11 protein-coding genes are annotated in these 10,984 nt (G+C 58.5%); 7 read left to right on the forward strand and 4 right to left on the reverse strand.

What is annotated here, in order from left to right; genetic code table 11:
- Positions 1-10 precede the first annotated feature (10 nt).
- Both I9182_RS20040 and I9182_RS20045 read right to left on the reverse strand, forming a co-directional pair.
- The gene (locus tag I9182_RS20040) at positions 11-721 is read right to left on the reverse strand and encodes an aspartate/glutamate racemase family protein (RefSeq protein ID WP_209599435.1); all 711 of its coding nucleotides are present in this window, start codon (positions 719-721) and stop codon (positions 11-13) included.
- Positions 718-1,422: a GntR family transcriptional regulator gene (locus I9182_RS20045; protein WP_209599436.1), complete on the reverse strand. Its 705-nt coding sequence runs from the start codon at positions 1,420-1,422 to the stop codon at positions 718-720. The genes I9182_RS20040 and I9182_RS20045 overlap by 4 nt, the downstream gene beginning before the upstream one ends.
- A 111-nt stretch (positions 1,423-1,533) precedes the next feature.
- On the opposite strand from I9182_RS20045, the gene I9182_RS20050 reads away from it, so the two are divergent.
- Complete coding sequence (locus I9182_RS20050) at positions 1,534-3,228, forward strand: thiamine pyrophosphate-binding protein (RefSeq protein WP_209599437.1); 1,695 nt, start codon at positions 1,534-1,536, stop codon at positions 3,226-3,228.
- Here the strand turns inward: I9182_RS20050 and I9182_RS20055 are convergent.
- Positions 3,189-4,109, reverse strand: a complete 921-nt coding sequence (locus I9182_RS20055; RefSeq protein ID WP_209599438.1) for a LysR family transcriptional regulator — start codon at positions 4,107-4,109, stop codon at positions 3,189-3,191. The genes I9182_RS20050 and I9182_RS20055 overlap by 40 nt on opposite strands.
- A gap of 97 nt (positions 4,110-4,206) precedes the next feature.
- Here I9182_RS20055 and I9182_RS20060 point away from each other — a divergent pair, with 97 nt between their 5' ends.
- From I9182_RS20060 to I9182_RS20085, 6 genes are all read left to right on the forward strand, one after another.
- Entirely contained in the window at positions 4,207-5,340 is a 1,134-nt protein-coding gene (locus I9182_RS20060) for an enolase C-terminal domain-like protein (protein WP_209599439.1), read from the forward strand.
- Positions 5,337-6,587, forward strand: a complete 1,251-nt coding sequence (locus I9182_RS20065; RefSeq protein WP_209599440.1) for an FAD-dependent oxidoreductase — start codon at positions 5,337-5,339, stop codon at positions 6,585-6,587. The genes I9182_RS20060 and I9182_RS20065 overlap by 4 nt, the downstream gene beginning before the upstream one ends.
- A gap of 54 nt (positions 6,588-6,641) precedes the next feature.
- Positions 6,642-7,619 (forward strand): TRAP transporter substrate-binding protein, encoded by a 978-nt coding sequence (locus I9182_RS20070; protein WP_209508231.1) that lies wholly within the window; start codon positions 6,642-6,644, stop codon positions 7,617-7,619.
- 70 nt (positions 7,620-7,689) lie between these two features.
- Positions 7,690-8,223 carry a TRAP transporter small permease gene (locus I9182_RS20075; RefSeq protein WP_209508234.1) on the forward strand — a complete coding sequence of 178 codons (534 nt, stop codon included), beginning with the start codon at positions 7,690-7,692 and terminating at the stop codon, positions 8,221-8,223.
- A 4-nt stretch (positions 8,224-8,227) separates the two neighbouring features.
- On the forward strand, positions 8,228-9,541 hold the full coding sequence (locus I9182_RS20080) for a TRAP transporter large permease subunit (RefSeq protein ID WP_209508236.1): 1,314 nt from the start codon (positions 8,228-8,230) through the stop codon (positions 9,539-9,541).
- A gap of 7 nt (positions 9,542-9,548) precedes the next feature.
- Positions 9,549-10,481: a hypothetical protein gene (locus I9182_RS20085; protein WP_209599441.1), complete on the forward strand. Its 933-nt coding sequence runs from the start codon at positions 9,549-9,551 to the stop codon at positions 10,479-10,481.
- 32 nt (positions 10,482-10,513) lie between these two features.
- Here I9182_RS20085 and I9182_RS20090 read toward each other — a convergent pair whose 3' ends face one another.
- Positions 10,514-10,876, reverse strand: coding sequence for a cupin domain-containing protein (locus I9182_RS20090; protein ID WP_209508240.1), 363 nt, complete (start codon positions 10,874-10,876; stop codon positions 10,514-10,516).
- Positions 10,877-10,984: the final 108 nt, after the last annotated feature.

Here is a 10,984-nt window from a genome sequence, read left to right on the forward strand (position 1 = left end):
TGTCACCTGTCTAGTAGGTGGGCGGAACAAGACCGGCCTGAAACCATGTCACGAAAGATACGATAGAAAACACCGGCAGCCCTGTGGCGCGCTGAATATCGGATGCGTAGGGGCACATATTCGTGCATTCCAGCACGATCGCGCCAAGATCGGGGTGTTCCGATGTCAGGGCCATGGCGGCTTCGACATTGTCCTTGCGGGCCTTTTCCATATCAAGGCCCAGCTCATTTCCAAGGATCGCGCGGGTGAACTCCGCCCCGCCTTCGGTTGTGCCGATAGGCGTGTCCAATGGAACATTGGCGGCCAGTAAATGGCCTTGGGTCAAAGTAGAGGCTGATATGGTCAGAACCCCGGCGCGTTTTCCCGCTGGCAGGATGCGGTTGACCATTTCAACCTGCATCAGGGACGATGTGGCCACCGGAACAGGAACAGCCTGGGCCAGTTCTTTTTGGAACAGCGACAGAAACCCGCAATTGGTGGTAATCCCGTCCACACCATCTTTGACAAGCTCCTGCGCCGCATCGATGAACATGTCGAGCATGCCTTCGGCTTTGCGCCGGACCACCCGATCCGGCGAGGCATCGCGCACAATGCGATAGTGAACCGGAAAGGGCCAGGTCTGCGCGTTGCCCATATCGCCGGGAATGCGGGGAAACCGGGCATCCAGCATCAGAATGCCGACAGACGCACCGTAGATGGATTTTCCGCCCTGCGCGATCATCCCTCGACCTCCTCGATAATACGGGTCGAGATATCGTCCGACCCTTCCATGTAGATGTTCGAAATCCCGTGACGCACGGCATCCTGCACCTGATCCATGCGCTTGGAAATATGTGCACCCAGAACCCGAGCGGCCTCATCCGCGTTCCGGTCCATCAAAGCCTGCATGACGCGCTTGTGTTCGTCCTTTGAGCGTTGCACGCGGTCGAGACTCATGGAGATCCAACGGATATAGCGGATACGGTCATTGATCCGCGTCAGGGTTTGCAACAGTTCCATGTTTCCAGACAGCTTCGCGATACCCAGATGAAACGCCTCATCCCGGTTGACAGCTTCTTCAACAGTCAGACCAGTGATGTCGATGCCCGTTGCGTAAAGCTCATCCCGCAGCAATTGCAGGTCGTGGTCCGATGCCGTGGCACAGGCCGCGCGCGCCGCCGCTGTTTCAATGATCTGGCGCAGTTCGAACAGGTCGAACACGCTTTGCGCATCCAGCGGGCGGCAGAAAAAGCCTTGTCCGGGGCGGAAGTCGAAAAGCCGTTCGGCAACCAGACGGTTCAACGCCTCGCGCAGCGGGGTGCGGCTGACGCCCAGATCTCTGGACAACGCCACTTCGTTCAGGCGGTCGCCGGGGCGCAGGCGAAACGAAACCGCCATCGCCTTGACCTGATCATAGATATCATCGACGCGCGGACCCGCCATTACCCCAGCCCTTCTTCGTTTGAATCACAGGTGCCACACGCAGAGCTTGAAATCAATATACAATACTGTATACAGGTCTGCGTACAGATTTGACACAAGGGACTCGCAATCGTGACAGGGACAAATTTTCTAACCGGAGCCGAAGCCATGGTGCGCATGCTGGAAGCGCATGGTGTGACGCATATGTTTGGCCTGTGCGGCGATACCACTTTGCCCTTTTATGATGCCCTTGCCCGGATGGATCACGGCATTCAACACATTCTGACACGGGATGAACGGCACGCGGCCTATATGGCGGATGGCTATGCCCGCGTCACCGGCAAGCCCGGTGTGTGCGAGGGCCCGTCCGGCGGTGGTGCAACCTATATCTTGCCCGGAGTGGTCGAGGCCAACGAAAGCTCGGTTCCCATACTCGCGATCACGTCGGATGTGGCAACGACCAGCCGCGGCAAATACCCGTTGACTGAACTGGATCAGCCTGCGCTGTTCCGGCCTCTGGCCAAATGGAACACATCCCTGGACGACGCAGCGAGGCTTCCGGCCATGGTTCGGGCCGCCTTCAGGGCGATGACGACCGGCAGGCCTGGTGCGACGCATCTGGCACTGCCGTTTGACACGCAGAAGGCACAGGTTGACGAGGCTGAAATCTGGGCGGATGACAGGCACCGCAGCTATCCCGCCGAACGGGCCGCGCCTGACCCGGACGCCATCGAAGCAGCGGCTGCCATTCTTGCAGGGGCCAAATCCGCGGTTGCGGTCTGTGGTGGCGGGCCGGTCTTGTCCCGGGCGACCGATGCGCTTCGCCGGGTTGCAGGCTTGCTGGACATGCCCGTGGCCACGACCGTGTCGGGTCAGGGGTCCATTGCCGAGACCGACCCGCTTGCCCTGGGCGTTGTCGGGTCGAACGGGGGCATCCCGGCAACCCGCGCCGTAGTGGATCAGGCCGATGTCGTTTTGTTCATTGGCTGCCGCGCCGGTTCGGTTACAACGGAACGGTGGCGAAGCCCCGGACGCAGCACCACGATCATCCATATCGACAGCGATCCGATGGTGATCGGCGCTAATTACCAGACCGAAGTGGCGATCTGCGCCGATGCCCGTCTGGCCCTGGAGGCTTTGGTGCTGGTACTGGAAAACCGGCAGGACCTGACCAGCCAAGGCGGAGCGGCCAAAGCCCGCGCCGCCTGGGAGGCCAAGATGGCCGCGTTCGCCCCGCTGGCCGCAAGTCGCGAGACGCCGATCCGGCCCGAGGCTGTCATGGCGTCCCTGATGGACATTCTGGATAACGACGCGATTGTCGTCGCCGACCCCGGCACCCCCTGCCCCTATTTCAGCGCATATTACCGCTGGCGGAAACCGGGGCGCCATTTCATCACCAACCGGGCACATGGGGCGCTGGGGTATTCGCTGGGCGCGGCCATGGGGGCACATGTCGGGCGGCCATCGGTTAAAACCCTGTCGGTCATGGGCGATGGCTCGTTCGGCTTCACCTGCGGCGAATTTGAAACGATGGTCCGGCACAACATGCCAATCACTTCGATCGTTTTCTCGAACTCGGTCTTCGGATGGATCAAGGCTGGTCAAAATGCGGGATTTGGTCAGCGCTATTACAATGTCGATTTCAACCGGACGGACCACGCCGCTGTTGCGGCCGCCTTTGGCGTCAAATCCTGGACCGTCAAAGACCCCGAGGATCTGACGCGTGTGCTGAAACAGGCGATTGAGCATGACGGCCCAACACTTGTCGACATTCATTCACAACCGCTTCACGAAGCGGCCGCACCGGTTTCGGAATGGGTCGCGTAAGAGGCAATTGACGGGGTCAGCTGAGCCAGAAATTCCTGCGCAATCGCGGACAGAGGGCGGCCCTTGGCCGTGATGATCGCAAGATCCAGCATGACAGGCGGCGTGAACGGGCGGGTCTGATACCCTCTCTCGCCATCGAAAGTCACAGTAAAGGGGTCAATCATCGCGACCCCCATACCCTGTTTGACAAAGCTCAGCAGGTTTTCGGACAGATGGGTGTGTATCTGGGTGCGCCATGTGTGGCCTGACGCCTGAAAAATGTCGCGCGTCCGGCGATGGGTCTGGTGTTCCGGACCCATTACGATGAAGGGTTCGTTTTCCAATATCTCTGGTGTCAGAACGTCGTACCCGGCCAAGCGGCTGCCCTCAGGAAAAGTCGCGAGCGTTTCAAACTGAAACTCCTGATAGTTCAGTGTGTCATGCAGAATTGGCATCTCGACGATACCGATTTCAAACAGGCCCGAGATGACCCATTCCTGAATCTTGGATGAATATTGCGATTGAAAGCTGACAGACAGGTTCGGGCGGCTTTTGGCAAAACGCGCGATCTCGCGGGGCATGAAACCAAAAGACAACAGGTGCGGCGCGGCAACCTGCAATTGACCGGGATGTTTGTTCTGCAAGTCGGTTACGGCCTGCGCCACGTGGTCCAGCCCGCGCACCACCGTGTCGACCTCGCGAAATAGCATCTCGGCCTCAGGGGTTGGCAGCAATCGGCCTTTGGTCCGTTCGAACAGAGGCAGACGCGCTTCGCGTTCAAGCTGTGCCAGAAGGTTGCTGATGCCGGGTTGCGATATCCCAAGAACCGAGGCCGCGCCGGTCACGGTTCCGGTTTCCATGATGGCATGAAAGGCCTGAAGCTGACGAAAGCGCAGGGACATGGATTGCAACATCACTTTTTCTGATGAACTTACGAAGATATAGTATTTGAAATGATAGTCCGGTCAAGGCAGGCTTTCCCCATCGACTGGGGGCGAAATGAGCAATCTGGCACAGAAAATCATCGGCTATGCCCTGTGGCACCTTGAACTGCCGGTCACATCCCGCCGGGACCACGGGATCGGATCGGTTGAAGGCGTTTGTGAAGTCGTCATCCTGCGCCTGACATCCGAGGATGGCACGCAAGGGTATGGCGAGGCGTCACCCTGGTCGGTATTCACCGGAACGCCCGAAGCGAGTTTTGCGGCGCTGGACCGTTATCTGCGCCCTCACGTTCTTGGGGCTAGCGTTGGGGATCGGGCCGCCATCATGGCACGTGCAGCTTACGCGGTGGCGCATTGCACCGAAGCCAAGGCCGCGCTGGAAACCGCGCTGTTGGATCTGGCAGGCCGGATCAGCAATGTTCCGGTCTGGTCCTTGCTGGGTGGTCGCTTCCGCGACAGCATTCCGCTGAGTTGCTCCATCGCAAACCCCGACTTTTCCCAGGACATCGAATTGTTGGCGCGCCTGCGTGAGGATGGTGTTCGGATTGTCAAACTCAAGACCGGGTTCAAGGATCACGCCTTTGACATCATGCGGCTGGAGTATCTTGCCCAGAACTACCCGGAGTTCTCGGTCCGCGTGGACTATAATCAAGGGCTCAGCATTGATGACGCGCCATCGCAGGTGCGGGACGTCGCTCAGTTCGAACCGGACTTCATTGAACAACCTGTGCGCGCCCAACAGTATGGCATGATGGCAAAGCTGCGGCAGATGACGGATGTTCCGCTACTGGCCGACGAAAGCGTCTTTGGTCCCGAAGACATGGAGCGCGCGGCCAGCGAAGGGATCTGCGACGGGGTTTCGGTGAAGATCATGAAGTCAGGCGGCCTGACCCGCGGGCAGACGGTTGCGCGCATCGCTGCGGCCCATGGCCTGTCGGCCTATGGTGGCGATATGTTCGAGGCTGGACTGGCCCATTTGGCAGGCACGCACATGATTGCCGCGACACCGGAAATCTCTCTGGGCTGCGAATTCTATCAGGCGTCCTATTTCCTGAAAGAGGATATTCTGGAGGAAACTTTCCAGGTCAGGGACGGTCAGGTTTGTGTGCCTCAGGGCCCCGGACTTGGCGGCAGACCCGACCTGACCAAACTGGATCATTATGCGGTTGCCAAGGTGGTGACAGAATGACGGAAAAGAAAACCATAGCCATCATAGGGGCCGGAATTGTCGGCGTGTCGACTGCGGTCTGGTTGCAGCGGGATGGTCACAATGTGATCCTGATCGACAAGGCAGGCCCTGCCGAAGGTACCTCGCACGGGAATGGCGGGGTTTTGGCCTCGTGTTCGATCGTTCCGGTAACAGTCCCCGGATTGTTGGGCAAAGCGCCGAAGATGCTGCTGAGCCCCTCGCAACCGTTGTTCCTGAAATGGCGGTATTTGCCAAAGCTTCTGCCGTGGCTCTGGAAATACCTCAGACATACAAACGCCGCCGACGTCGAGAGGATCGCCGCAGCACTGTCATCCATCGTTGGCGACAGCCTGAATGATCACAAGGCGCTGGCGGCCGGAACAGGGGCGGAAAAGTGGCTGGTTCCGTCAGATTACCTGTTTCTTTACAGAGATCGCGCACATTTTGAGGAAGATACCTTTGGTTGGGACATCCGGCGCAGGAACGGGTTTCAGTGGGACGAATTGGAAGGCCATGCCTTCCATGAATACGACCCGGTTTACAGTCAGGGCATCGGGTTTGCCGCCCGGCTTTCGGATCATGGCCACATCACCGACCCCGGCCGGTACGTGAAAGACCTTGCCGCGCATGTTGAGGCGAACGGAGGTCGTTTCATACGTGCAAACATCGAAGACGTGGTTCGGGAAAACGGGCATGTCACAGGTGTTCGGGCCGGTGGAGAGACCATTGCTTGTGACGCAGCCGTCGTGACGGCCGGGATCTGGTCGGGCCCCTTGGCAAGGCGCTTGGGAGTTTCTGTTCCTCTTGAAAGCGAACGTGGTTATCATCTTGAATTGGTAGAGCCTTCCGCGATGCCGCGCAGCCCGGTTATGGTTGTTTCGGGCAAGTTCGTTGCGACACCGATGGATGGGCGCATTCGCCTGGCGGGCATTGTCGAGTTCGGAGGGCTGGATGCGCCGCCCTCGCGCGCACCATTCGAGTTGATGCGCAAAAATGCCCGGGCGGCGTTCCCGGGCGTGACATGGAAGGAGGAAGTGGAATGGATGGGGCACAGGCCTGCCCCGGCTGACTCGATCCCGGTCATTGGCGATGTGCCCGGTATCAAAGGGGCCTATATGGGCTTTGGGCATCACCATATCGGCCTGACAGGCGGGCCAAAAACCGGGCGCCTTCTGGCGCAGATGATTGCGGGCAGAACGCCAAATGTCGACATGAGTGTCTACGCACCGTCGCGATACGCAAAATAACAAACAAACCGGTGAAAAACGCCGGTGTTTCCAAATTCAACTGGGAGAAGAATGATGAAGAAACTGACAAACCTTCTGGCGGCGACTGCGCTGACTGCCACCGCCGCTGCACCCGCCATGGCCGAGAAATGGGACATGCCGATGGCCTATTCGGCGTCAAACTTCCACTCGGCCACGGGCGCGGAATTTGCCAAATGCGTCACCACCGGCACTGGTGGTGAGATTGAAATCGTCACGCACCCGTCCGGCTCGCTGTTCAAGGGCGCCGACATCAAACGCGCGATCCAGACAGGGCAAGCCCCGATCGGTGAGCGGTTGTTGTCCGGGCATCAGAACGAAAACGCATTGTTCGGGTTTGATTCAATCCCGTTTCTAGCAACTTCATTCGACGACAGTGCCAAGCTTTGGGAAGCGGCCAAACCTTCGATCGAACGGGTGCTGGAGGAACAAAACCTGACCCTACTATATGCAGTGCCGTGGCCACCGCAGGGTCTGTATTTCAAAAACGAGGTGAACTCGGTCGCTGAGATGAAAGGCATAAAATTCCGCTCGTACAACAACGCCACTTCGCGGCTGGCCGAGTTGACCGGGATGCTGCCGGTCACCATCGAAGCGGCTGAAATCAGCCAGGCTTTTGCAACCGGGGTCGCGGATTCAATGATATCGTCGGGATCAACCGGATATGACCGCAAGGTTTGGGAAAGCCTGAACTATTTCTACGAGGTCGACGCCTGGCTGCCGCGCAACTACGTGATGGTCAATTCCGACGTCTGGTCTGGTGTGTCCGATGCCAACAAGAACGTCATCAAAGGCTGTGCGGAACTGGCGGAATATGCCGGGAACTGGCGCGCCAAGGAATACACCGGCTTTACGTTGCAAGGCCTGCGGGATGGCGGCATGACCGTTGGCCCGGCATCGGATCAGATGGTGCAGGAATTGAAAGAGATTGGCGTGACCATGACCAATGAGTGGCTGGAGGCCGCTGGGGACGAAGGCAAGGCCATCGTCGACGCCTTCAATTCGTCGCAGTAATCCTTTCGGAACGGGTGGCAGCATATCCTGCCGCCCGTTTCATATCCAATCAGAACACAGCGGGGACGGCATGGCGGTTTTGCGAGGGCTTCGGTCCGTATTGGATTTCATTTATCTGGCAGCAGGGGTTCTGGCGGCACTCAGCCTGATTGCCATATTGCTGCTGATCGTAGTGCAGATGCTGGCCCGCTGGACCGGCGAAGTGTTTCCCGGCGCACCGGACTATGCCGGTTATGCGATGGCTGCCGCCTCTTTTCTGGCGTTTGCCAACGCGCTGAACCGGGGCAGTCACATCCGTGTATCGATCCTGCTGAACGCTGTGCCGGACGGGGTGCGGCGTGTTCTTGAAGTATGGTGCTTTGCCATCGGCACTGCTGTCATGTGGTATTTCTGCTGGTATGCCTATCGCTTTGTCTACTGGAGCTGGAAGTTCAACGATGTCAGTCAGGGGCAGGATAGAACCGCCCTTTGGATCCCTCAATCGGCGATGCTGATCGGGGCTGTGATCCTTGCTATCGCCCTAACCGATCATCTGATCCATGTTCTGTTCCGCGGTGAACATCGCATCATCCGCGATCTGGCCGATCAGAGTCACGGAGAGTAAGCGCATGGAAAACCTGGCTGTTATCATCCTCTTCCTCTTTGTGCTTTTTACACTGTTGGGAACCGGTGTGTGGGTCGGGCTGGCCCTGATGGGTGTTGCCTGGGTCGGGATGGAGCTGTTCACGACACGCCCCGTGGGTGACGTGATGATCACGACCATCTGGTCGGCATCGTCCTCGTGGACCCTGACCGCCCTGCCGATGTTCATCTGGATGGGCGAAATCCTGTACCGAACGCGATTGTCCGAGGACATGTTCAAGGGGTTGTCGCCCTGGATGGCCCCCCTGCCGGGTGGTCTGGTGCATACGAATATCGTTGGATGTACTGTCTTTGCCGCTGTCTCGGGGTCATCGGCGGCAACCCTGACGACCGTCGGAAAGATGTCGATCCCCGAGTTGCGCAAACGCAATTACCCCGAACGGATGATCATCGGCACGTTGACCGGTGCGGCCACTTTGGGGCTGATGATCCCTCCGTCCCTGACCCTGATCGTCTACGGGGTGACGATCAATGAATCGATCACCAAGCTGTTCTTCGCCGGTATCCTCCCCGGTCTTGTTCTTGCGGCGATGTTCATGGGCTATGTCGCGCTGTATTCCAAGCTGGGAAAGGACTGGAACCCAAACAACGAAAGCAAGCTGAGCTTTTCCGAGAAAGTCAAAAACTCACGCTTTCTGATGCCTGTGATCCTGCTGATCACAGTTGTCATCGGGTCGATGTATCTGGGCTATGCCACCGCCACCGAAGCCGCGGCTTTCGGCGTGATCGGGGGGCTTTTGCTGGCCGCGGGTCAGGGGTCGCTGACTTGGAAGACCTTTACCGAAAGCCTGATGGGGGCCACGCGCACCAGCGCGATGATCGCCCTGATCCTTGCGGGGGCGGCCTTTCTGTCGCTGTCGATGGGGTTTACCGGCCTACCACGCGGACTGGCCGACCTGATCGCAGGATGGGACCTGACTCGGTTCGAGCTGCTGATGGTGTTGCTGGTTTTCTACATCATCCTGGGATGCTTTCTGGACGGGATATCCTCGGTCGTGCTGACCATGGCCGTGGTTGAACCGATGATCCGTGACGCCGGGATCGACCTGATCTGGTTCGGCATCTTCATCGTGGTTGTTGTCGAGATGGCACAGATCACACCGCCGATCGGGTTCAACCTGTTCGTGATGCAAGGCATGACAAACCACGAGATGAGCTACATCGCGCGTGCCGCGATCCCGATGTTCCTGATCATGGTATTGATGGTTTTCATCCTCATCTGGTTCCCGGATCTGGCGACCTGGCTGCCGGAAAATCTGCGCCAAAGCCCGGGCGGGTAGAACGGTCTTGAACCCGCTTCATCTGGCGGCGCGCCATGGCCCTCATGTACTGATCGCCGGGCTGGCGGCTGGCCTTCTGCTGCCGTCCCTGGCCGAGCCGATGCGAAACCTTCTGCCGCCACTGGTCGTGTTGTTGCTGTTCGTCACGGTTCTCAGGATGAACCCTGAAACCATTCTCGGGTCGCTGAGCGATCTGCAAAAGGTTGCATTCACAGTCATCGGGTTTCAATTCGTCATGCCGCTGATCGTGCTGGCCATAGGGTTTGCGGGCGGATGGACCGGAACGCCTGTCCTTTTGTCCCTGCTGATTATGGCGGCGGCCCCGTCCATTTCAGGCAGTCCCAATATGTGCCTGATGATGGGCCATCCGCCTGAACACGCGATGCGTCTGATGGTTGTGGGTACGGCCCTGTTGCCGCTGACCGCGTTACCAGTATTTCTGCTCATGCCCGAACTGGGGGATATTCAATCTGTCTTGCAGGCCGGGTTGCAATTGCTGCTGACCATCGTACTTGCAACCGGGGCTGCCATTGTCACCCGGCGCACAGTTCTGCGCGCACCCTCACCCGCGACGCTACTGAATTTGGAAGGCTTGGCGGCACTTACCTTGGCTGTGTTTGTCATCGGGCTGATGCCTTCGGTCAGTGCCACGGCCCTGAACAATCCCGCCATTGCAGCCTTCTGGATCGCGCTCGCCTGTCTGGTCAATTTCGGGGCACAAGCCGTTGCATTTCACCTGAGCCGAAACCGGCTGCCCGCAGACAAATCGACCGCGATATCGATTATCGCGGGAAACCGGAATATCGCCATATTCTTTGTGGCCCTGCCAACCGATGTCACCGCCCCGATCATGGCCTTCATCGGCGCCTATCAAATCCCGATGTACCTGACGCCCATGATCATGCGGCGCCTTTACAGCAAGGACGACCTTACCGCGTAACGGCATCTGCGCTTTGGAGCACCTTGTGGGTCTTACGTGCAATCCCGGATCACAAAGTGCTTCGTCGTTTCCTCGATGACTTCCCAATAGCCGCGAAACCCATTCGGGATCAGAAAACTTGCCCCGTCACGAAAATCTTGCCGGGTGCCGTCTTCATGGATCAAAGCGCAATGGCCTTTGACAATATAGCAATATTCGTCCTTGTCCGTGAACGCATGCCATTTTCCGGGCGTCGAGGTCCATGTGCCCGCCGACAACTTGCCATCCGGACTGGTAAAATGCATCCCGATCTGGTGATACGGGTCGCCGTCGACAACACGGTCCGGAAGATCGGCCAGACGCCGTTCGCTGCGTGTTGCGGGCGCACCGAAGAGATCGAGAACCTGAGGTGTCATAACATCATACCCTCCTGCTGAGCGTGTGTTTCAAAACGGCACGACCCTCCTGATGCGCGTTGAGGGCCCCTTTTGTGATGCGGGGGTCGTTGCCTTCGCTGAGGGCGA

The organism is Ruegeria sp. HKCCSP351, assembly GCF_017872535.1.
Taxonomy (GTDB): Bacteria; Pseudomonadota; Alphaproteobacteria; order Rhodobacterales; family Rhodobacteraceae; genus Ruegeria.

What these genes read in the sequence shown, in the direction of transcription:
- I9182_RS20040 (WP_209599435.1), bottom strand. Translation starts at nt 721, where the DNA reads ATGATCGCGCAGGGCGGAAAATCCATCTACGGTGCGTCTGTCGGCATT.
- I9182_RS20045 (WP_209599436.1), bottom strand. Translation starts at nt 1,422, where the DNA reads ATGGCGGGTCCGCGCGTCGATGATATCTATGATCAGGTCAAGGCGATG.
- I9182_RS20055 (WP_209599438.1), bottom strand. Translation starts at nt 4,109, where the DNA reads ATGTCCCTGCGCTTTCGTCAGCTTCAGGCCTTTCATGCCATCATGGAA.
- I9182_RS20060 (WP_209599439.1), top strand. Translation starts at nt 4,207, where the DNA reads ATGAGCAATCTGGCACAGAAAATCATCGGCTATGCCCTGTGGCACCTT.
- I9182_RS20065 (WP_209599440.1), top strand. Translation starts at nt 5,337, where the DNA reads ATGACGGAAAAGAAAACCATAGCCATCATAGGGGCCGGAATTGTCGGC.
- I9182_RS20070 (WP_209508231.1), top strand. Translation starts at nt 6,642, where the DNA reads ATGAAGAAACTGACAAACCTTCTGGCGGCGACTGCGCTGACTGCCACC.
- I9182_RS20075 (WP_209508234.1), top strand. Translation starts at nt 7,690, where the DNA reads ATGGCGGTTTTGCGAGGGCTTCGGTCCGTATTGGATTTCATTTATCTG.
- I9182_RS20080 (WP_209508236.1), top strand. Translation starts at nt 8,228, where the DNA reads ATGGAAAACCTGGCTGTTATCATCCTCTTCCTCTTTGTGCTTTTTACA.
- I9182_RS20090 (WP_209508240.1), bottom strand. Translation starts at nt 10,876, where the DNA reads ATGACACCTCAGGTTCTCGATCTCTTCGGTGCGCCCGCAACACGCAGC.